We start from the raw sequence: 20172 nt of genomic DNA on the forward strand, positions 1-20172 counted from the left end.
TGTCGCACCCTGTCGGAGACCATCAGTGGAGCTTTGGGATCATGTTTGCAAGTTCTGCGCCACGGCCCTTCAGGGCGTGCTGATAAACCATGGCCGCCTCTACAGTTGCGTGCCCGCCGCGAGCTTGAACTTCTGCAATCGTCGCCCCTGTGGCGCTGAAGCGTGAGAGATGGAAGTGCCGGAGGTCGTGACTTCGTACGCGCTTTACCCACTTGCCGTCCTTCTGTTCTCGAACGTGCGCGAGCTCGCGGGCCTTGTTCCAATGCCGATTGAACTGAGAGTTGTGCAGAAAGGATGACTGGCGGCGTAGCTTGAAGAGCAGAGAGTCCCCGGAAGGCTCCACAAACTCCGCTAGATGATGTTGGACTTCCTCGAGGAGATGCGCCGGAAGGTCAACCACGCGCACTCCTTCTTTAGACTTGGGAGGCCCGACGTGCCAACCTTCGCCCGGTATGTACTGAGCTTGGCGAACGACTTGAACCATCAATTGACTTCCGTTGATCACAAGGTCGCTTCGTCGGAGAGCCCGCCACTCGGAGATTCGGAGACCTCCATAAGCCGCAAGCAGGATCGCAAGCTTGAGGCGGGGCTCTGAGGAGCTAATCTCGCGCACCAGCGTCTGGAACTCCTTGTCAGTAGGTGCGCCATAGTCTTTCTCGGGATCGGACCGGCACATCTTTGGTTCGACCGGATTCCGATCGATTACTCCGTCGGCGATGGCAGTCGACATGATTGCGCGAAGCAGTGTTGCCTCCCGGGCTGCCGCAGTTTTCCCACTGTTCTCCAATCGAGAAGCGTGCCATCCCCGAACGACAGGAGCAGTTATGGACTCAAGACGGAGGTGCGCGAGCTCGCTCAGACCCTTGTCAAGCTGACGCCGGTACTCAACTCGCGTGCGCGGGCGTAGCGGCTCCCCTTTGCTCGAAAGCCGTTGTTCCACCCACGTCGTGGAATAGTCCCCGAACGTCTCGACGCTTTTGGCTCGTGGATCTCGCCAGGCGTTGCGTTGGATGTCGGCTCGAACGCGTGCGAGCCAGGCGCGCGCGTCGTTGATGGCGTCGAACGTTGTTGGGCCAGAGAAGCGGGTTCCCTCGTACAGGTAACTGGCCTGATAGCGGCCGCTCGGGAGCTTGCGAATCGCGCCCCAGGACTCACGTGACTTCTTTTTAGGCCGCTTGTTGTTGACCATCGTCGGGGCACTCTCCTTGCTTGCCGCTGGATTGCCTCGTGCAACCCTCGTGCAATTCACGATGCCGAACCATGCATCCATTCGCCAGAAATGCGCATGATTCACTTTCCAAAGTGCTGCGCAAGAGTGTGTGAATGAGCGGTGTGCACACCGATGCATCCACATGCCTTCATGGAGGATCGCTGACTACGGATCAGAAGGTTAGGGGTTCGAGTCCCTTCGGGCGCGCGAACAGCCCCCCGCGGTGAGCGGGGGGCCTTCTCGTTGCCGGGCTTTCTCGTTCCCGCGACGTTCACCCGAGCGTCGCGGCGTGGTCGCCTCATGCTCGATCGAGCCTGTCACGGTCAAACCGTGCGCATCGCGGTCGTCACCGAATCGTTCCTCCCGCAGGTCAACGGCGTCACGACGTCGGTGCTGCGGGTGCTCGAGACCCTGCGGCAGCGCGGGCACGAGGCCATCGTCATCGCCCCGACGGCACCGAGCCCGCGGCACCTCGGTTTCGCCGTGCACCGCGTGCCGAGCATCCCGATCAAGCAGTTCCCGGTGGCGATGCCGACGCGGGCGGTGATCGACGCGATCGACGACTTCGCTCCCGACGTCATGCATGTCGCGGCGCCGTTCCTGCTCGGGCGCCAGGCGATCCTGCACGGTGCGCGCGTGGGCATCCCGACGGTCGCGATCTATCAGACCGACGTCGCCGGCTACCTGCAGCGCTATGGCGCGGGCTTCGCCCGGCCCGTGCTCGACCGGCTCGTGCTCGCCATCCACGAACCCGCGACGCTCACGCTGGCACCGACGCCCAGCTCGGCCACGGCTCTGCGCGAGCTCGGCGTGCCGCGTGTCGGCGTGTGGGGGCGCGGGGTCGACAGCGAGCTCTTTCACCCGCGTCGCCGCTCGAGCCCCGGCGCGCAGGCCCTGCGGGCGCAAGCGGCACCCGATGGCGAACTGCTGATCGGCTACGTCGGGCGCCTCGCCCCCGAGAAGCAGGTGGGCCGGCTGAGCGAACTGCTCCGGATGCCCCGCACCCGTTTTCTCGTCGTCGGCGACGGGCCCGATCGCGCGCGCCTCGCTGCCGAGCTACCTGCGGATCGCGTGACCTTCACGGGCCGACTCGAAGCGCTGGAGCTGGCCGACGCCTACGCGGCGCTCGATGTCTTTGTGCACTTCGGCACGGAGGAGACCTTCGGGCAGACCATTCAAGAGGCACAAGCAGCGGGGCTGCCCGTCGTCGCGCCCGCGGTCGGCGGACCCGTGCACCTCATCGATCAGGGCCGCACCGGTGTGCTCGTCGATCCGGCGCAGCCCGGCGCGTTCCGCGAGGCGGCGCTCGCGCTCGCGGCCGACCCCCCGCGCCGAGCCGCGATGGGCGAGGCCGCGCGCCGATCGGTGGTCGGGCGCTCGTGGCAGGCCAACAACGCCCTGCTGCTCGACGCGTACAGCGACGCGCAGAGCCTCGTGCGCAGCCCGGCGGTGGCGCTCTGAACTGGCTCGACGCGCAGTCGATCATCGACGCGGCGGGCGACGCTGTCGTCATCGTCGTGACGCTCATCATCTTCGTCGAGACGGCCTTTCTCGCCACCTCGTTCTTACCGGGCGACTCGCTGCTGTTCATCACGGGCCTCACCGTCGCAACGCTGCCCTCGGTTATCCCGCCGTGGCTCGCCTTCGCGCTCGTGCTCGCGGCGGCAATCGGGGGAACACAGGTCGGCTACGAGATCGGCCGCGCGGTCGGCCCTCCGCTGCTGCGCCGGCGGCGCTGGCCGCTCACCGACACGGTCGTGGCCCGCACGACCGCGGTGTTCGAGCGGCTCGGCGCGCGCGCGATCATCATCGGCCGGTTCATCCCCATCCTGCGCGCGCTTGTGCCCGTGCTCGCTGGTATCACGGGCATGCCGCGCCGTCGCTTCGTCGTGCTCAACCTCATCGGCGCCGTCGCGTGGATCGGTGTCTTCATGCTCGGCGGCTTCCTGCTCGGGCAGGTGCCGCTGGTCAAAGAGAACCTCGAGCTCGCCGTCATCATCGTGATCGTGCTGTCGTCGCTGCCGCTGCCGTTCGAGCTGTGGCGCGACGCTCGCCGGCGCCGCGCCGAGGCCGAGCGCTCGTCGGCGCACGACGACGGCCATGCCCCCACTGCCCGGTAGCCTGGGGCAGTGAATCCCGCCTTGCAGCTCTCTGACGAGGTGGCCGCGGCGCTCGCCGCTGGTCGCCCTGTCGTCGCCCTCGAATCCACGATCATCAGCCACGGCCTGCCGCGCCCGCGCAATCATGCGGCCGCGATCGAGTTCGAAGAACTGCTGCGCAGCACGGGCGTCACGCCCGCGACGATCGCCGTGCTCGATGGTGTGCCGCGCATCGGCCTCGACGCCGAGGGCGTGCGCCGCATCGCCGACGACGACCTCGCCAAGGCGAGCGTGCGCGACCTGCCGATCCTCGCCGCGCGGGGAGCGAGCGGGGCGACGACGGTCGCCGCGACGGCCCACCTCGCCGCAAAGGCCGGCATCCGCGTCTTCGCCACGGGCGGCCTCGGCGGCGTGCACCGCGGTGCGAGCGAGACCTTCGACGAGTCGGCCGACCTCTCGACCCTCGCCGTCACGCCCATCACGGTCGTCTCGGCCGGCGTCAAGAGCGTGCTCGACATCGCGGCGACCCTCGAGCGGCTCGAGACCTACTCGGTGCCCGTGGTCGGGCTCGGCACGACCGTCTTCCCGAGCTTCTGGCTGCGCGAGAGCGCCTTCACGCTCGACTGGGCGGTCGACACCGCCGAGCAGGTCGCCGACATCATGGCGGCGCACGATGCGCTCGGCCACACGCAGGGCATCGTCGTCGCCAACCCGATCCCCGCCGAGCAGGCCTGGGATCGCGAGGAGCACGACCGCGTGCTGAGCACCGCGATCGCCGAGGCCGAGCGCCAGGGCATCCGGGGCAAGGCGGTCACGCCGTTCCTGCTGGGCCGCATCGTCGAGCTCAGCGAGGGCCGCAGCCTCGAGGTCAACCTCGACCTCGCGCGCAACAACGTGCGCGTCGCGGGCCGCATTGCCGCGGCATGGTCAGCCCGAGCCTGACCGGCCCCGCCGTGACCGGTTCGCGCGCCCTCGTCGTCGGCGACGTGATCGACGACATCATCGTCGTGCCGCGCGGTCCCATCCGCACCGATACCGACACGAGTGCGAGCATCACGCGCCACCCGGGGGGCTCCGCGTGCAATACCGCGGCGTGGCTCGGCTGGCTCGGCGCGCCGGTCGACCTCGTGGGGCGGGTGGGGGCGGGCGACGCCGACCGGCACGCGAGCGCGCTGCGGGCATCCGGCGTCGATGCGCACCTCGGCGAAGACCCGACGCTTCCGACGGGCACGATCGTGATCGTCGTCGACGGCGAGACCCGCACGATGCTGACCGATCGGGGTGCGAACGCGACGCTGCCGCCCTCGGCGGTGACGGATGCCCTGCTCGCCGACGCTGCCGTGCTGCACCTCACCGGCTACAGCCTCTTCGACGCCTTCTCGCTCGACGACGTCGCGGCCCTCGTCGAGCGCGCCCACGCGCACGGGGTGCTCGTCACCTTCGACCCCGGCTCGACAGGGTTCATCGCCGACTTCGGCCTCGAGCGCTTCCGCACGGCCCTGGCCGGCATCGACGTGCTGCTGCCCAACCTCGACGAGGGCCGGATGCTCTCCGGCCGCCGCGACCGCGTCGACGTCGCTGAGGTATTGCTCGAGCGCTGCCCGGCCGTCGTCATCACCGGCGGAGCCGGCTCCGTGCTCGTCGCGCGCCGGGGCGAGCCCGCTGTCGAGGTGCCGGTGGAGCCTCGCGCCGCGGTCGACCCGACGGGAGCGGGCGACGCCTTCACGGCGGGGCTCATCACCGCACTCGTCGCGGGCGCCGACCTCGCCGCCGCCGCGCACGAGGGGGTGCGCATCGCCGGCATGGCCGTCATGCAGCCGGGCGGCCGCCCGCCCGGGCAGCCCTGAGCGGGCACAGCGCGCGATCAGCGCACGCGAACGCGCCCCGCCCCTCACGAGGAGGAGCGGGGCGCGTTCTCTGCGAGCGTCCGACGACCCGAACGCCGGACGCGGTCGGGGGCTAGTCGGAGGAGCCGACGCTCGCCGGGCTGTCGACCGAGGCCGGGGATGCGACCGAGGCGGGCGACGCGGGCGAGACGGGCGAGGGCGGGGTCACGGGGCTCGGCGCCGAGGCGGGCGAGACGGGGCTCGCGCTCGAGGTGGGGCTCGGGCTGGGGCTCGAGCTCGGCTCGGGCGAGACGATGCTGTCGCTCGAGACCGAGAAGTCGAGCACGCCGCCGGTGCCCTTGACGTCGTCGGTGACCGAGATGCCGGGCACCTCGACGTTGGTCGAGCCCGAGATGAGGGGCAGGGCGCTCGCCGCCGAAACCGCGCCGGCGGCCATGACGCCGAGTCCGAGGGCCGAGGCGGCGCCGATCGCGAGCCAGTTCTTCGCGTCCATGAGAGTGTCCTTTCGAGCTGTGGGGGATGCGGTGCGCTCTCGCGCCCGCTCCGTGATGACTACAGACTCGCGCCCGTGCATGAGACCACCAGGAGGATCGGATGAGAGGCCTCTCATTTGGCCGAACTCTTGGCGGCCTTCACCGCCTCGTAGGCCGCGAGGGCCTCGGTGCGCGAGGCGGCGAGATCGACGATCGGCCGCGGGTACTCGGGGCTGTCGACCTCGGGTACCCAGCGCCGCACGTAGGCGCGGTCGGGGTCGAAGCGCTCGGCCTGCAGCACGGGGTTGAAGACCCGAAAATACGGCGCGGCATCGGCACCTGAGCCCGCGACCCACTGCCAGCTGGCGGCGTTGCTCGCCTCGTCGGCATCGACCAAGGTGTCCCAGAACCACTGCTCGCCGATGCGCCAGTCGATGAGCAGGTTCTTCGTCAGCAGCGAGGCGACGATCATGCGCACGCGGTTGTGCATCCAGCCGCTCGTCCACAACTGGCGCATGCCCGCGTCGACGATCGGGATGCCGGTGGTTCCTCGCCGCCACGCCGCGAGCTGCGCGGGGTCGGGCTCGCCCCACGGGAACGCGTCGAAGTCGCGGCGCACGTTGACGGTCGCGATCGTCGGCTGGTGGAACAGGATGCTGTACGAGAACTCGCGCCAGCCGATCTCGCTCAGGAACTTCGCGCGATTGGCCGCCGCGGTGGGCTCGAGCGGCCCGTGTACGCGCGTCCAGACCTGGTGCGGGCTGAGTTCGCCGAACCGCAGGTGCGGGCTCAGGCGGCTCGTCGCCTCGATGCCGGGCTCGTCGCGGCGGTGATAGAGCGGCAGGCCCTCCTCGACGAAGCGCTCGAGCCGGTCGCGCGCTCCCCGCTCGCCCGGCGTCCACGCCTCGCGCAGCCCCGCGGCCCAGTCGGGGCGCGTCGGCAGCAGGTCCCAGTCGTCGAGGCCGTCTCCGGCGGCGGCGAGGCCGTCGATGGATGCGGGGGCCGGCAGCGGCGGTCGGGGATCGCCCGCGGCGAGGCACGCACGCCAGAACGGCGTGAACACCCGGTACGGATCACCGGAGCCCGAGGTGATCGTCCACGGTTCGTGCAGCAGCGCGGCCCCGAAACTCTCGACCACGAGCCCCTCGGAGCGCAGGCTCGACTTGAGCGCAGCATCCACGTCGCGCAGCGCCCCGTACCGGCGGTTCCAGTAGACGGCACCGGCCCCCGTCTCGGCGACGAGCGCGGGGATGACCTCGGCGGCGGCACCGCGCCGCAGGGTGAGGCTGCCGCCGAGCGCCGCGAGATCGGCGGCGAGCGACTGCAGGCTGCCGTGCAGCCACCAGCGGCTCGCACCGCCGAGGGGCCGAGCGCCCGGCGAGACCTCGTCGAGCAGGTACACCACAACGGTGGGCCCGCCGCGCTCGACGGCCGCCGTGAGCGCTGGGCTGTCGGCGAGGCGCAGGTCGTCGCGCAGCCAGACGATGCTGGGGGATGAGGCCATGAGGCGAGGCTAGCCGCGCTCGGCCGAACAAACGCTCGGCATCGGGGGCGCCGCGCGCCGACGACGGTCGCCCGGTGCGCTCAGTCGCGCAATCGGCGGCAGAGCTCGGTGAGCTGCTGCAGCTCGTCCGCGTCGAGCCGCGACCCGACCCGGCGCGCGATGGCGTCGGCGTGCACGACCGCGACGCGCTTGAACAGCTCGTAGCCTTCGGGGCGCAGCGCGACGATCGTGCCGCGCGCGTCGGTCGCATCGGGCAGCTTGTCGACGAGGCCGCGCGCCGCCAGGCGGTCGATGAGGCGGCTGACGCTCGGCTGGCTGAGCAGCAGGTGGGGGATGAGGTCGCGGATGCGCATGCGACGCTCGGGCGCCCGCGAGAGGTTGAACAGCACGTCGTACTCGGTGAACGAGATCTCGCTGGTCGGGAACTCGGCGTTGAGCTGGCGCAGCACCGAGACCTGCGCGCGGAACAGGGCCTCCCAGGCTCCGACCGCGATCGCCTTCTCCGTCATGCGCCAACTCTATGCGTGGGAATGAGCTTGTGTCGGCGCACGTCGCGATCGCGCGTCGCCGGGGGGCATGAGAAGGGCCGGTCGCCGAGGCGGGCGACCGGCCCTCTTCCCTTGCACCAAGAGTGTCCTGCAATCACATTCCGCGTCTCCCGCCACAGCAAACGATCGACGCATGACGAATGTATAACGGAAAGATAACGGTGTCTAGTTATCGAACCGTTATTTTTCCAGATTCGTCTCGGGATGCTCTCCGCCGCCCGATCGTGACCGCGACGGGCGCTAGAAGAAGTCGGGGCTCGGCGTCGAGGCGTAGCGGATCGAGACGTCGGCGTGGCGGTCGAAGCGGTAGCCCGCGCCGCGCACGGTGCGCACGATGTCTTCGTAGCCGCCGAGCTTCGCGCGCAACCGGCGCACGTGCACGTCGATCGTGCGCTCATTCGGCACATCGTCATCGCCCTCGGCGCCGTCGGCCCACAGCGAGGCGATGAGCTCGGCGCGCTCGATCGTGCGGCCCTCGCGCAGCACGAGGTACTGCAGCAGCTCGAACTCTTTGTAGGTCAGGGCCGCCGTGTCGCCGTCGAGCAGCACGCGCTTGCGCGAGATGTCGATGACCACGCCGTCGGGGGCTTTCTCGACGGCGGGCTCGTCGGCGCGGCGGTAGCGCGCGAGCGCCGAAGGGTCTTGCAGCGCGAGCCGCACGACATCGACGTCGCGGCCGCCCGCACCCGCGGGGGCCAGGGCGACAGCGGCGTGGGTCTCGGCGCCGGGGGCGAGCTCGCCCGTCAGCCGCTTGAGCTCGAGCACGAGCCGGCCGAGGTCGATGCCGGCGGCCGCCGCCTTCGCCTCGTCGAGGCCCACGTAGAGCACGAAGCCCCGCGCCTCGGTGCCCTCGGGCACCGCGCGCAGCCGCGGAGCGGGCGTCGGCGCGGTCGGGGTCGCCGTCTCGGCTGGCGCCGGGGCGGCGGCGATCGAGGGCGCGGTGGTCAGGGCGGGGGGAGCGGAGCGAGGGGCCAGCGTGGCGAGAGACATGGTGGAGACGCTTTCTGCGGAGTCGAAGGGCTCGTCGCCGACGGGGGCGGTGCCGTTCATAGGGTGCGAGTCGAGGGTGCGCGCATCGGGAGCCGGAGCATCCGGGCCCGATGCGGAGAGCGCGTCGGCGGGGCGATCGGTCATCGTTCGACGCCGGATCGGGTCGCCGGGGCGGCTCGGGCAGACACGGGACGTGTCAGAAGGGGGCCGATTAGGCGCACATTCGACAGCACACGTCAGCGCTCGCCGGCATCATCATGCCAGCGGACTCCACAGCCTCGGGGGCGGTCAGGAGGTTCGCGGTGACGGTCATGGGGTCAGTATCCCCGAGCGCGCCGCAGAGCGTCAAGTCGCGCGGCGCCGGGCTCAGCCGACGGTGCCGTACAGCCGGTCGCCCGCGTCGCCGAGGCCGGGCACGATGTAGCCCTTCTCGTTGAGCTTCTCGTCGAGCGCGCCGAGCACGATCGTGACGTCGCGACCCGCCGTGGCCTTCTCGATCATCTCGAGGCCCTCGGGGGCGCCGAGGATGCAGACCGCCGTGACGTCGTCGGCCCCGCGCTCGAAGAGGAACTCGATCGCCGCGAGTAGCGAGCCGCCCGTCGCGAGCATGGGGTCGAGCACGAAGCACTGCCGGCCCTCGAGGTGGTCGGGCAGGCGCTCGGCGTAGACGCTCGGCTCGAGCGTGTCGTGGTCGCGCACCATGCCGAGAAAGCCGACCTCGGCGCTCGGCACGAGCTTGACCATGCCCTCGAGCATGCCGAGGCCCGCGCGCAGGATGGGCACGATGAGCGGCCGCGGTTCGCTGATGGCGAGGCCCACCGTCTCGGCGACGGGGGTCTGGATCGTCACCTCGTGCGTGCGCACGTGCCGCGTGGCCTCGTAGGCCAGCAGCGTGACGAGTTCTTCGGTGAGCGCGCGGAACGTGGCCGACGGCGTGGACTGGTCGCGCAGCACCGTGAGCTTGTGCGTGATCAGCGGGTGGTCGGCAACGTGGACTCGCATAGGCTCAATCTAGTGGAAGGGCGGCCCATGACCACGGTGACCGAGAGCGACCGGGCGGCGATGGCCGCGGCGCTCGCCGAAGCCCGCGCCGCCCTCGCGAGCGACGACGTGCCGGTCGGCGCTGTCGTGCTCGACGCCGCCGGGGCGATCATCGGCCGAGGCCGCAACGAGCGCGAGAAGACGCACGACCCCACCGCGCACGCCGAGGTCGTCGCGCTGCGCGAGGCGGCCGCGTCGACGGGCGACTGGCAGCTGAGCGGATGCTCGCTCGTCGTCACCCTCGAGCCGTGCGTGCTCTGCGCGGGCGCCATCCTCGCCGCGCGCATCGACCGCGTCGTCTTCGGGGCGTGGGATGCGAAGGCCGGAGCCGCGGGCAGCGTCGTCGACCTGCTGCGCGAGCGGCGCCTGCCCCACCGCGTGGCCGAGGTGGTCGGCGGGGTCGACGAGCGGGAGTGCGCATCCCTGCTCGCCGCGTTCTTCAGCGAGCGGCGCTGACGCTCGCGAGCCCCGGCTCGATGTAGATCACGCGCGCGATGGGCACGGCCGCGCGCACGGCGAGTTCGAGCTCGTTGATGATCGCGGCGACCCGCTCGATGTCGATGCCCGGGGTGAAGGTGACTTTCGCGCCGACGAGCAGTTCGTCGGGCCCGAGGTAGAGCGTCTTCATGTGCACGACGCCGGTGACGCCCTCGTGCGCGTCGAGCGCCTGGCGGATGGCGCGCACGTCGTCGTTCGAGGCGCCCTCCCCGACGAGCAGACTGCCCGTCTCGAGACCCAGCACCACGGCGACGAGCACGAGCAGCACGCCGATCATGATCGTGCCCACGGCGTCCCACAGCGAGTCTCCGGTCACGACCGTGAGGCCGACGCCGAGCAGCGCGAACGTCAGCCCGAGCAGCGCGGCGACGTCTTCGAGCAGCACGACGGGCAGTTCGGGCGCCTTCGCGCGCCGGATGAACTGGATCCAGCCCTGCGTGCCGCGCACGTGGTTCGACTCGCGCACGGCGGTGCGCAGCGAGAACGACTCGAGCACGATCGCGATGACGAGTACGACGATCGGCAGCCAGGCGTTCTCGAGCGGGTGCGGGTCGCGCAGCTTGCTGACGCCCTCGTACAGCGAGAAGACGCCACCGACCGAGAACAGGATGATCGCCACGACGAAGGCGTAGATGTAGCGCGCGCGGCCGTAGCCGAAGGGGTGCTCGGAGTCGGCCGCCTTGCGGGCCCGCCGACCGCCGACGAGCAGCAGCAGCTGGTTGCCGGCATCGGCGACCGAGTGGACGCTCTCGGCGAGCATGGCGCTCGACCCCGAGACCAGGAACGCGACGAACTTGGTCACGGCGATGCCCGTGTTGGCGAGCAGCGCCGCGATGATGGCCTTCCCGCCGCCGGAGGCGCTCATCGCGACCTCACGGCGGCGAGACGGCGACGGATCACCAGAAGACGGCGAGGGCGATGTTCACGAGGGCGAGGCCGCCCGCGGCGTGGAAGAACGGCAGCAGCTCGCGGCCGCCTCCGCCCTCGGTCTTGCGCTGCTTGAGGAAGCCGAGCAGCGCCGCGACGAAGATGACGACGGCGATCGTCAGCTTGACGCCGATCTTGGCGTAGTTGAGCGGATCGTCATCGTCGCCACCCATCTCGGCGAGCCCGACGAGCACGAGCCCGGTCACGAGCTGCGTGATCGCGCCCCCGAGGACGACGGGGAAGGCGTACTGGCCCTTCCAGCGCGCCTGCATGAGGAAGGGCCCGACGATGGCGGCGAGGCCGATGAAGTGGCCGACGAGGATGACGGAGTGCAGCACGTCCATGGGGAGCTCCTACGCGAGGGGGATACCGATCGGCACGGTGCCGTGCCACGTCACAGCGTAGTGATCTGCGTGCCCGCAGAGGTCAGTCGGCGCCGCGGATGACGAAGACGTCGGTCGGGGGGTTCGCGTCGCCGCGCGGGGCGGCGATCTCGGGCTCGAGCACGATGTCGACGGCGTCGGGCGAGACGGCCCGGATGCCGGCCCGCACCGCCTCGAGGATGGCGACGACGTCGCCCGCGGGGGTGTTCGGTCCGAAGCCCAGCCGCGCGGTCACGACGTGCCCGCCCTCGGCCCGTTCGACGACGCCGACCGCGCCCACGGTCTGCACCCCGGCCGTCGCCAGCAGCACCTCTCGGATCGCCGATGTCTGCATTCCTGCCTCCCTCGTGCGCCGTTCCCCCCGGATGATGGCTCCCGACCAACCTACACTCGTGGCATGAGCGCCTCCCTCCCCGCGATCGCGATCCTCGGCACCGGCTCGATGGGCGGCGCGATCCTGCGCGGGCTGCGGCAGCCCGGTATCGCTGTCGATTCGGTGCGCGCTACGACGCGCTCCGACGCCTCCGCGGCGGCCCTGCGCGCCGAGGGCATCGAGGCGCGGGGCACCGAGCACGACGCCGAGGCCAACCGCTGGGCGGTGGCGGATGCGCGGCTCGTGCTGCTCGGCGTGAAGCCCGCGCAGATCACGGCGCTGCTGGCCGAGGTGGGCCCGAGCCTGCACCCCGAGGCGCTCGTCGTGAGCGTCGCCGCCGGCATCACGACGCAGTCGATGCAAGCCGTCGTGGCAAACCCGGTCGTGCGCGCCATGCCCAACACGCCCGCGCTCATCGGCCGCGGCGTCACGGGGATCAGCGGCGGCTCGCGGGCGACGGCCGCACACCTGGCGCTCGCTGACGACCTTTTCCGCACGGTCGGCACGGTCGTCGAGCTACCCGAGTCGCAGATCGACGCGCTCTCGACGATCAGCGGATCGGGCCCCGCCTACGTCTTTCTACTGATCGAGGAGTTCACGCGCGCGGCCGAGGCGATGGGCTTCGAGCCCGACGTCGCGAGCCTGCTCGTGCAGCAGACGGTCACGGGCGCGGCCCTGCTGCTCGAGGCGACGGGCGACGACCCGGCCGAGCTGCGCCGCCGCGTCACGAGCCCGAAGGGCACGACCGAGCGAGCGATCGCGGTGCTGCAGGATGCCCGCCTCGCCGAGCTGTTCGAGCGAGCCGCACGTGCCGCACAGGAACGCGCACGGCAACTGGCTGCCGGAGCATAGGCGCCGCATAGGGAGCGCATAGGGTCGGCTCGCACCGTGGGGTCGTCGATCCGCGAACCGTCGCGGGTCACTGATCCGAGGGAGCACCCCATGGCCACGAACGACGACACCACGCCCGACGCGACGCCGCAGTCCGCATCCGACGACGCGCCCACCGCAACCGCCCCGGCGAGCCCGGCCCCCGCGCGCTCGCGGGTTCCGAAGGCGCTCGCCATCACGGGCGTCGCGGTCGGCTCGGCGCTGCTGCTCGGTCTCACCTTCGCGGGCGGGGTCGCGCTCGGTCAGGCGCTGCCCGATGGGCGCGGACCGGGCGGGATCATCGCGATCGGCCTGCACGGCGATCGGGGTGGCGAGCAGCTCGAGCGCCTCGGCGAGCGGGTCGAGCAGCGCTTGGACGAGCGCATGGAGCAGCGCGCCGAGAACCGCGACGAGCGCCGCGCGCAGTTCGAGCAGTGGCTCGAAGAGCAGGGCATCGACCCGAGCACGATCCCCGCGCCGAGCGAGCCGACCGAATAGCCGCACACGGCATCGACCGGTTCAGTTGTCGAGCGACGCGAACCGGTCGATGTCGGCCTCGGTGCCCGAGACGATGATGAGGTCGTGGTTCGACACCACCGTCTGCTCGGTGGCGTAGGTGAAGGGTTTGCCCGGGCTCTTCACGCCCACGACCGTGATCTTGTACTTGCTGCGTACTTGCGACTCGGTGAGCGAGAGGCCGCGGATGGGCTTCGGCGGGTACATCTTGACGAGCACGAAGTCGTCGTCGAACTCGATGAAGTCGATCATGCGGCCCGAGACGAGGTGGGCGACGCGCTCACCGGCTTCGGCCTCGGGGTAGATCACGTGGTTCGCCCCGATGCGGGCGAGGATCTTGCCGTGCGACTGGCTGATGGCCTTCGACCAGATCTGGGGGATCTTGAGGTCGACGAGGTTCGCCGTGATGAGCACGCTCGACTCGATCGACGACCCCGTCGCGACGACGGCGATGCTGAACTCGTCGGCGCCGATCTGGCGCAGGGCATCCAGCGAGCGCGCGTCGGCCTGCACCGCGTGCGTGACCCGTTCGGCCCACTTCTGCACGAGGCCCGCGTCTTCGTCGACCGCGAGCACCTCGCGACCGAGCCGCTGCAGTTGGCCGGCCGTGGCTGCGCCGAAGCGGCCCAGACCGATGACGAGCACGGGAGCGTCGTGGCGGATTCTCTCAACCAACGATGGGCCTCTCTTCTGCCCGGCGGAACAGCTGCCGGCGCTGACTGGCGGCGAGGGCCGCGGCGAGGGTCACTGTACCAACGCGTCCCGCCCACATGGTGGCCGCGAGCGTGTACTTGGCGGCGTCGGGCAGCTCGTTGCTCGTGAGGCCCGTCGAGAGCCCGCACGTCGCGAAGGCCGAGATCACGTCGAAGAGAACGCGGTCGAGAGGCTCGTCGGTGAGCTGCAGGATGATGATCGACGAGGTCGCCACGATCGTCGCCCCCCACAGCACGATGCTGACCGAGAGGCGCAGAACGTCGTTGGGGATGCGGCGGTCGAAGGCCTCCATGTCGTCGACGCCGCGCGCCTCGGCGACCGCCGCGAAGAACAGCACGGCGAGCGTCGTCACCTTGATGCCGCCGGCGGTGGATGCGGAGCCGCCGCCCACGAACATGAGCATGTCGAGCACGAGCAGGGTCGAGCCGTTCATCTCGCCGATGTCGATCGTGCTCAGTCCGCCCGAGCGCGACATGATCGAGGTGAAGATGGCCGTCATCGGGCGCGTGAGACCGTCTTGGCCGCCGAGCGTCGCCTGGTTCGACCACTCGAGCACGGCGATGGCGAGCGAGCCGACGGCGATGAGGATGAGCGTCGTGATCAGCGTGATGCGGGCGTGGATCGTGAGGCGGGCGCGCGTGCGCAGCCAGCGAGCGAGGGCGAAGATGACGGGGAACCCGATGGCGCCGAGGAACACCGCGATCGAGAGTACCGAGAGCATCCACGGGTCGGAGGCGAAGCGCTCCATGCCGGGCGCGAAGGGCACGAAGCCCGTGTTCGTGAAGGCCGAGAGCGAGAGGTAGAAGCCCTGCCAGATGGCCGTCCACGGGTCGAAGCCCTCGATGAGCAGCCGCGGCACGACGAGCGCCGTGATCGCGAGCTCGATGACGATGGCGCTCGCGGCGACCGTGAACAGCAGCCCGCCGATCTCGCCGAGCCGCACGGCCTGCGACTCGCTCACGGGGCCGCCGTGCACGCGCGCGGCGTTCGTGTCGCTCGCGGCGATGAGCTTGGCGCGCAGCCCGATGCGGCGTGCCACGACGAGACCCAGGATGCTCGCCATCGTCAGCACGCCGATGCCGCCGATCTGCATGGCCAGGATGATGACGACGTTGCCGAAGGGCGACCAGTGCGTCGCCATGTCGACCGTCGTCAGGCCCGTGACGCAGATCGCCGAGACGGCCGTGAAGACGGCGTCGGCGAGGGGCGTGCCGCCCGTGCCGCTGCCGGCGCGCGCGATCGGCAGGGTCAGCAGCAGCGTGGTGATGAGGATGAGGCCCGTGAAGATGAGGATCGCGAAGCGCGCGGGCGAGGCGGTGGCGGATTCGCCGAGAGCGGCCCACGCTCGCGCGAGCGGCGTTGTGCGCTCGTCGCGGCGGTTGCCGCGGATGCGGTTGCTCGTGGCCATCGACGCTCCTCACCGGCCTGCAGACCGCGTGTCATGGTACTCCCGGGCCGGGCTGACTAGCCTGGTGGCATGGCCGACATCTTCGACGTGATCGCCGACGCCACCCGTCGGGAACTGCTGCAGCACCTGCTCGACGCCTCGTTGCGGGGGGAGGGCGGCACGGGCGAGCTCAGCGTGGGCGAGCTCGTCGAGCGCATGGACGCGACGCAGCCGACCGTCTCGAAGCACCTCAAGGTGCTGCGCGACCACGGCCTCGTGACCGTGCGCGACGAGGGCCAGCACCGCTACTACGCCGTCGATCCCGCCCCGCTCGAAGACGTCGAAGACTGGATCATCCCCTTCCTCAGCGCCGACTTCGACCCCGAGAGCGGCTCGCCCGTGTTTGCCGCGTGGTCGGGTGCCGACGTCAGCGGCGCGGGCAGCACGGTCGGCCGCGTCGCGGCCGATGCCTCGCACCAGGCCCGGTCGATCATCGAGGGCGCGCAAGAGAAGCTGCACGACGTGCAAGAGGCCGTGACCAAGCGCCTGCCCTGGAAGAACCACGACGAGGGCCGCTGACCCCCTCTCGGGCGTCTTTACACGAGTCACACCAGCCCCTACTCTGAACTCCGTGCACATGCGCCACGAGGGCGCTGGGCGCGTGAGCGACAGGAAGACTGCCGATGGCCCGTGATCTCTCTGAGGTGCGCTTTCTCACCGTCGCCGAGGTGGCCGACATGATGCGCGTCTCGACGATGACGGTGTACCGCATGGTGCACGCGGGCGAGCTGCCCGCAATCCGGTTCGGCCGCAGCTTCCGCATCCCCGAATCGGCGGTCGCCACGGCCATCGAGACGCCCATCGCCGACGTCGGCTAGACTCGGCCGGTACATGACACGGTCCTGAACGGGCCGTTGCTCCCGTTCAGTCGACGATCAGAGGATTTCCCATGGGTTCTGTCATCAAGAAGCGCCGCAAGCGCATGGCGAAGAAGAAGCACCGCAAGCTGCTGCGCAAGACGCGTCACCAGCGTCGCAACAAGAAGTAGGGCATCCGCCCGCGCGAAGCGCTCGACCGTCAGGTCGGGCGCTTTCGTCGTTTCTGGCGACGGTTGCGAAGGCGGCTCAGGGGCGGGATGCCCGCGGGCGGTCGCGCATGACGGGCCAGCCGCGCGACGCCGCGTGACGGGCCAGCGCGGCGTCGGGGTTGACGACCTGCTGGTGCCCGACGAGCTCGAGCAGGGGGATGTCGTTGCGCGAATCGCTGTACGCCCAGCAGTCGGCGATCCGCACGCCCCGCTCGCCCGCGAGCCGAGCCGCGGCATCGGCCTTGTGCCCGCCGTGCATGACAGGCCCAAGCAGCGCACCGGTAAAGACGCCGTCGACGCTTTCGATGCGGGTGCCGATCGCGCCGGTGAGGCCGAGCCGCTCGGCGATGACGCGCGCGCAGGCCTCGGGGGTCGCGGTGAGCAGCCACACCTCGTGGCCCTGCGCCAGGTGCGCGCGGGCGCGCTCGACGACCTGCGGCAGTAGCAGCGCCTGCAGGTGGGCGTCGTAGGTCTCGACGGCGATCGCCTCGAGCTCGAGCACCGAGTGGCCGGCCACGAGCTCGAGGGCCCGGTCGCGCACCGCCAGCTGGTGCCGGTGGTTCTCGCCCACCGACTTGAAGCGGGCCTGCTGCCAGGCGAAGCGGCTGAGATCGCGCCAGCCCACGTGGCCGCGCTTCCAGGCGATGCGCCCCAGGTGGTAGACGCTCGCGCCGTGCAGCAGGGTGTTGTCGACGTCGAAGAATGCGATCACGGGCGCTGAGCCGCGCGCGCTCTCGCCGGGTCCGGCGTCGCTGTCGGGGGTGGGCATCCCGACCAGCATAGGCAGGTGCCTAGGCTGGGGGCGTGCCCCTCGTGACCGTGACCCTCATCGGCAAGCCCGGCTGCCACCTGTGCGACGATGCTCGCGCCGTGGTGGCGGGCGTACTCGAGGGGCGCGCGGGGGTGCGCTTCGTCGAGCGCTCCATCCTCGACGAGCCCGCGCTGCACGAGCAGTACTGGGACGAGATCCCCGTCGTGCTCATCGACGACGCCGTGCACACCATCTATCGAGTGGATGCCGAGCGCCTGCGGGCGGCGCTCGCCGAGAGGGGTTGCTGATGTGCGGTCGCTACGCCAACACGAAGAGCGGCGAGGAGCTCGGGCAGTACTTCGAGGCCGACGAGGTCGACGCGGTCGCCATGCCCCCGAGCTGGAACATCGCGCCCACCCAGCAGGTGCCGATCGTCGTCGACCGCGTGCCGAAAGACGACCCCGACGGGATGCCCTCGCGCCTCGTGACCGCGGCCCGCTGGTCGCTCGTGCCGCGGTGGGCGACCGAGCTCGCCTCGAAGTACCCCACCTTCAACGCCCGCAGCGAGACCGTGCACGAGAAGAGCACCTTCAAGAACGCCCTCGTGCGGTCGCGGGCGATCCTGCCCGCCGACGGCTACTACGAGTGGCACACGGTCGGGTCGACCAAGACCCCGCACTACATCACCGACCCCGAGGCGGGCGAGCACGCGTTCGCCGGGCTCTACTCGTGGTGGCGCGCGCCGTTCCCCGAGGGCGGCACCCCGACGCCGTGGCTGCTGACGGCCACGATGCTGACGCGAGCGGCGCACGGGCCGGCGGCGAGCATCCACGACCGCGCCCCGGTCATGCTGCCGCGCGAGGTCTGGGATGAATGGCTCGACCCCACGGTCGAGGGTGACCAGGATCTCGTCGAGATGATCGTGCACGAGAGCGAGGCGGTTCTCGAGCGGCTCGTGCTGCACCCCGTCGCGCCCCTGAAGGGCGACGGGCCTCAGCTCATCGAGCCCGTCGGGGCCTGACCGGGCGGGGCCTCGGTCAGCATTGACCCCAGAGCCCGAGCCCCGCATTCTGCGCCGCGCGCTCGGCGGCGACGAGATCGTCGTAGTACCGGTCGTTGGGCTCGAACAGCACCGCGCGGGCCGCGCCCTGCGCCACGAGCTCGTAGTTGATGAAGGTGCCGTCGGCCGTGAAGAGGTACATCAGCTCGCGGTCGTACGGATCGCGCGGGTCGCGGTCGTAGGCGAACGCGAGAGTGCTGCCGGGGGGCGCGAGCGCCGCGAGGGCGGCCTCGGCCTCGGGCCCGAAGCACTCCACTTCGGGGTAGACCTCGGGCGTGTCGATGCCGACGAGGCGCACGCGCAACTCGACGCCGTCGACCTCGAGCCGCAGGGTGTCGCCGTCGGTAATGCTCGTGACCGTGCCGACGCCCTCGGCCGAGGCGGCGGGCGAGCCCGGTTGCGCGGGGGTGGCGGTGCCGCCCTGGTCGAGGCAGCCGTCGAGCGAGCCGATGACGCCGACGAGGGCCACGACGACGAGCGGGCGCAGGGCGGCGGCGATCATGCTGTGAGGCTACCGGGCGCCCTCTGACACGAGCGGGGCGCGGGGTTAGGCTGGCCGCGGTCGACCGGGCAGCGAAGGAGCACCATGGCACGAGCATCGTCGGGCGGCATCGACCCCCGGTATCCCGCAGGCTTTCAGCGCGGCGGCCCCGGTGCGGCCCCCGTGGTCGACGACGGTGTCGCGCGCGGGGCGGCCCCCGCTGCGGGCCGCGCGGCGATCGTGCGCACCGCGCGCGCCACGCCCCCGCAGCCCTCGAGCGAGATCCTGCCGCTCGACGTGCTCGACGACAGGCCCGATGAGCGCCACTTCGAGCTCGTCGTCGCCGGCAACCCCTGGTTGCGAGCACTCTGGATCGTCGGCGCCATCGCGGTGCTCGCGGGGTTCGCACTCACGGTCTACGCCGAGTTCGCCTTCAGTGTGCCGCCGGCCTCGGGCATCTACGACCCGAGCGTCTACGTCGTGCCGCGCATCGCCGAGGCCGTGGCCCAGCCGCTCGTGATCGCGGGCGTCATCGCCATCGTGGCCGCGACCGCGCTGCGCATCGTCGCCTGGCGGCCGAGCCGCATCAGAGAGGTCATCAGCGAGCGCTAGGCCATCGCCTCAGCGCTGGCAGCTCGGGCAGAACCACGTGATGCGCTCGGTGAGCGCGTCATCGCCGAGCAGGCCACGACGGATGCGCGTGCCACAGCGTCGGCACGGCTGTCCGTCGCGGTGCGCGACCCACAGGCGCTCGCCGCGGCGCGTGTTGCCCGTCGTCGTGCGCTCGTCGCGGTCGCGGTTGGCCTGGATGAGGCGCACGCCGAGGTCGAGGGCCGCCGCGGCATCCACCGCGCCGACGGGCGTCTCGGGCAGCACCCCGCGCAAGAAGAGCAGCTCGTTGCGGTAGTCGTTGCCGAAGCCGGCGACATTGCGCTGGTCGAGCAGCGCGAGCCCGATGGGGCGGTCGGGGTCGGCGGTGAGGCGCCGCAGCGCCTCGTCGCGGTCGAAGTCGGGGCCGAGCGGGTCGGGGCCGAGATAGCCGACGACCTCGTCCTCGGCGCCGCGGGCGACGAGCTCGAGCTCGCCGAGGGCGAAGCCCACGGCCTGCCAGGGGGCGCCCTCGGTCGCGGTCGTCTCGAGCAGCATGCGCGCCTCGAAGGCGGGGCGGCGCCAGCGCTCGCCGCGCCGCATGACGTGCCAGACGCCCTCCATCTTGAGGTGCGAGTGCACCGTCACGTCGCCGATGCGCATGAGGAGGTGCTTGCCGACCGCGACGACCTCGTCGACGCGCTCGCCGCTCAGATCGGCGGTCGCGAAGCGCGGCACGCGCACATCGCTTCGCAGCACGGTCTGGCCCGTGAGCGCGGCGTGCAGCCGCGCCGCCGCGCGGTGCACGGTGTCACCCTCGGGCAT

The 20172-nt window shown here is 71.0% G+C and carries 27 protein-coding genes; 13 read left to right on the plus strand and 14 right to left on the minus strand.

Translation table 11 applies throughout. The features are described 5' to 3' along the window. Nucleotides 1-22 precede the first annotated feature (22 nt). Nucleotides 23-1189 carry a tyrosine-type recombinase/integrase gene (locus tag ACK4HH_RS02955; protein ID WP_409648156.1) on the minus strand — a complete coding sequence of 389 codons (1167 nt, stop codon included), beginning with the start codon at nt 1187-1189 and terminating at the stop codon, nt 23-25. Between the two features lie 351 nt (nt 1190-1540). On the opposite strand from ACK4HH_RS02955, the gene ACK4HH_RS02960 reads away from it, so the two are divergent. The 4 genes from ACK4HH_RS02960 to ACK4HH_RS02975 are packed head-to-tail and all read left to right on the plus strand — an operon-like array spanning nt 1541 to nt 5156. Then, nucleotides 1541-2671: a glycosyltransferase family 4 protein gene (locus tag ACK4HH_RS02960; protein WP_409648157.1), complete on the plus strand. Its 1131-nt coding sequence runs from the start codon at nt 1541-1543 to the stop codon at nt 2669-2671. A gap of 56 nt (nt 2672-2727) precedes the next feature. Beyond that, complete coding sequence (locus tag ACK4HH_RS02965) at nt 2728-3330, plus strand: DedA family protein (protein ID WP_409648159.1); 603 nt, start codon at nt 2728-2730, stop codon at nt 3328-3330. A gap of 9 nt (nt 3331-3339) precedes the next feature. Next, entirely contained in the window at nt 3340-4251 is a 912-nt protein-coding gene (locus tag ACK4HH_RS02970) for a pseudouridine-5'-phosphate glycosidase (RefSeq protein WP_409648161.1), read from the plus strand. 11 nt (nt 4252-4262) lie between these two features. Beyond that, nucleotides 4263-5156, plus strand: a complete 894-nt coding sequence (locus tag ACK4HH_RS02975; RefSeq protein WP_409648162.1) for a carbohydrate kinase family protein — start codon at nt 4263-4265, stop codon at nt 5154-5156. Between the two features lie 112 nt (nt 5157-5268). On the opposite strand, the gene ACK4HH_RS02980 is transcribed toward ACK4HH_RS02975, so the two are convergent. The 5 genes from ACK4HH_RS02980 to upp form a co-directional block, all read right to left on the minus strand. Next, nucleotides 5269-5649, minus strand: coding sequence for a hypothetical protein (locus ACK4HH_RS02980; RefSeq protein ID WP_409648164.1), 381 nt, complete (start codon nt 5647-5649; stop codon nt 5269-5271). 113 nt (nt 5650-5762) lie between these two features. Next, nucleotides 5763-7133 carry a cryptochrome/photolyase family protein gene (locus ACK4HH_RS02985; RefSeq protein ID WP_409648165.1) on the minus strand — a complete coding sequence of 457 codons (1371 nt, stop codon included), beginning with the start codon at nt 7131-7133 and terminating at the stop codon, nt 5763-5765. 80 nt (nt 7134-7213) lie between these two features. After that, the gene (locus ACK4HH_RS02990) at nt 7214-7642 is read right to left on the minus strand and encodes a MarR family winged helix-turn-helix transcriptional regulator (protein ID WP_409648167.1); all 429 of its coding nucleotides are present in this window, start codon (nt 7640-7642) and stop codon (nt 7214-7216) included. A gap of 279 nt (nt 7643-7921) precedes the next feature. After that, nucleotides 7922-8671, minus strand: coding sequence for a winged helix-turn-helix domain-containing protein (locus ACK4HH_RS02995; RefSeq protein ID WP_409648204.1), 750 nt, complete (start codon nt 8669-8671; stop codon nt 7922-7924). A 366-nt stretch (nt 8672-9037) separates the two neighbouring features. Further along, nucleotides 9038-9673 (minus strand): uracil phosphoribosyltransferase, encoded by a 636-nt coding sequence (upp, locus tag ACK4HH_RS03000; protein WP_409648168.1) that lies wholly within the window; start codon nt 9671-9673, stop codon nt 9038-9040. Nucleotides 9674-9700: 27 nt separating this feature from the next. Between upp and ACK4HH_RS03005 the strand changes: the two genes are divergently transcribed. Beyond that, nucleotides 9701-10168, plus strand: a complete 468-nt coding sequence (locus ACK4HH_RS03005) for a nucleoside deaminase (RefSeq protein WP_409648169.1) — start codon at nt 9701-9703, stop codon at nt 10166-10168. Here the strand turns inward: ACK4HH_RS03005 and ACK4HH_RS03010 are convergent. The 3 genes from ACK4HH_RS03010 to ACK4HH_RS03020 form a co-directional block, all read right to left on the minus strand. Next, nucleotides 10152-11075, minus strand: coding sequence for a cation diffusion facilitator family transporter (locus tag ACK4HH_RS03010; protein WP_409648171.1), 924 nt, complete (start codon nt 11073-11075; stop codon nt 10152-10154). The genes ACK4HH_RS03005 and ACK4HH_RS03010 overlap by 17 nt on opposite strands. Before the next feature lie 31 nt (nt 11076-11106). Continuing rightward, nucleotides 11107-11481 carry a hypothetical protein gene (locus ACK4HH_RS03015; protein WP_409648172.1) on the minus strand — a complete coding sequence of 125 codons (375 nt, stop codon included), beginning with the start codon at nt 11479-11481 and terminating at the stop codon, nt 11107-11109. 82 nt (nt 11482-11563) lie between these two features. After that, complete coding sequence (locus ACK4HH_RS03020) at nt 11564-11854, minus strand: hypothetical protein (protein WP_409648173.1); 291 nt, start codon at nt 11852-11854, stop codon at nt 11564-11566. 63 nt (nt 11855-11917) lie between these two features. On the opposite strand from ACK4HH_RS03020, the gene proC reads away from it, so the two are divergent. Both proC and ACK4HH_RS03030 read left to right on the plus strand, forming a co-directional pair. Further along, nucleotides 11918-12745 carry a pyrroline-5-carboxylate reductase gene (proC, locus tag ACK4HH_RS03025; protein WP_409648174.1) on the plus strand — a complete coding sequence of 276 codons (828 nt, stop codon included), beginning with the start codon at nt 11918-11920 and terminating at the stop codon, nt 12743-12745. 90 nt (nt 12746-12835) lie between these two features. Next, the gene (locus tag ACK4HH_RS03030; RefSeq protein ID WP_409648176.1) at nt 12836-13261 is read left to right on the plus strand and encodes a hypothetical protein; all 426 of its coding nucleotides are present in this window, start codon (nt 12836-12838) and stop codon (nt 13259-13261) included. Between the two features lie 21 nt (nt 13262-13282). On the opposite strand, the gene ACK4HH_RS03035 is transcribed toward ACK4HH_RS03030, so the two are convergent. Further along, the gene (locus ACK4HH_RS03035) at nt 13283-13954 is read right to left on the minus strand and encodes a potassium channel family protein (RefSeq protein WP_255160839.1); all 672 of its coding nucleotides are present in this window, start codon (nt 13952-13954) and stop codon (nt 13283-13285) included. Then, nucleotides 13947-15401, minus strand: coding sequence for a TrkH family potassium uptake protein (locus tag ACK4HH_RS03040; RefSeq protein ID WP_409648178.1), 1455 nt, complete (start codon nt 15399-15401; stop codon nt 13947-13949). The genes ACK4HH_RS03035 and ACK4HH_RS03040 overlap by 8 nt, the downstream gene beginning before the upstream one ends. A gap of 69 nt (nt 15402-15470) precedes the next feature. Here ACK4HH_RS03040 and ACK4HH_RS03045 point away from each other — a divergent pair, with 69 nt between their 5' ends. From ACK4HH_RS03045 to ACK4HH_RS03055, 3 genes are all read left to right on the plus strand, one after another. Next, nucleotides 15471-15959 carry an ArsR/SmtB family transcription factor gene (locus ACK4HH_RS03045; RefSeq protein ID WP_409648179.1) on the plus strand — a complete coding sequence of 163 codons (489 nt, stop codon included), beginning with the start codon at nt 15471-15473 and terminating at the stop codon, nt 15957-15959. Nucleotides 15960-16063: 104 nt separating this feature from the next. Next, nucleotides 16064-16258 (plus strand): helix-turn-helix domain-containing protein, encoded by a 195-nt coding sequence (locus ACK4HH_RS03050; protein ID WP_409648180.1) that lies wholly within the window; start codon nt 16064-16066, stop codon nt 16256-16258. A gap of 71 nt (nt 16259-16329) precedes the next feature. Next, entirely contained in the window at nt 16330-16428 is a 99-nt protein-coding gene (locus ACK4HH_RS03055; RefSeq protein WP_003792170.1) for a 30S ribosomal protein bS22, read from the plus strand. A gap of 76 nt (nt 16429-16504) precedes the next feature. Here the strand turns inward: ACK4HH_RS03055 and ACK4HH_RS03060 are convergent, their stop codons facing one another. After that, entirely contained in the window at nt 16505-17236 is a 732-nt protein-coding gene (locus ACK4HH_RS03060; RefSeq protein ID WP_409648182.1) for an HAD family hydrolase, read from the minus strand. A 35-nt stretch (nt 17237-17271) separates the two neighbouring features. Between ACK4HH_RS03060 and ACK4HH_RS03065 the strand changes: the two genes are divergently transcribed. Then, a complete protein-coding gene (locus ACK4HH_RS03065) occupies nt 17272-17526 on the plus strand; it encodes a glutaredoxin family protein (protein ID WP_409648183.1) in 255 nt (84 codons plus the stop codon). Next, complete coding sequence (locus ACK4HH_RS03070) at nt 17526-18239, plus strand: SOS response-associated peptidase (protein WP_409648184.1); 714 nt, start codon at nt 17526-17528, stop codon at nt 18237-18239. The genes ACK4HH_RS03065 and ACK4HH_RS03070 overlap by 1 nt, the downstream gene beginning before the upstream one ends. 16 nt (nt 18240-18255) lie before the next feature. On the opposite strand, the gene ACK4HH_RS03075 is transcribed toward ACK4HH_RS03070, so the two are convergent. Continuing rightward, nucleotides 18256-18780: a thermonuclease family protein gene (locus tag ACK4HH_RS03075; RefSeq protein WP_409648186.1), complete on the minus strand. Its 525-nt coding sequence runs from the start codon at nt 18778-18780 to the stop codon at nt 18256-18258. 84 nt (nt 18781-18864) lie between these two features. Between ACK4HH_RS03075 and ACK4HH_RS03080 the strand changes: the two genes are divergently transcribed. Next, the gene (locus ACK4HH_RS03080) at nt 18865-19371 is read left to right on the plus strand and encodes a hypothetical protein (RefSeq protein ID WP_409648187.1); all 507 of its coding nucleotides are present in this window, start codon (nt 18865-18867) and stop codon (nt 19369-19371) included. Between the two features lie 9 nt (nt 19372-19380). Here the strand turns inward: ACK4HH_RS03080 and ACK4HH_RS03085 are convergent, their stop codons facing one another. Beyond that, nucleotides 19381-20172, minus strand: coding sequence for a DNA-formamidopyrimidine glycosylase family protein (locus ACK4HH_RS03085; RefSeq protein ID WP_409648189.1), 792 nt, complete (start codon nt 20170-20172; stop codon nt 19381-19383).

The sequence above is a fragment of the Microcella sp. genome (assembly GCF_046296455.1).
Classification (GTDB): Bacteria; Actinomycetota; Actinomycetes; order Actinomycetales; family Microbacteriaceae; genus Microcella.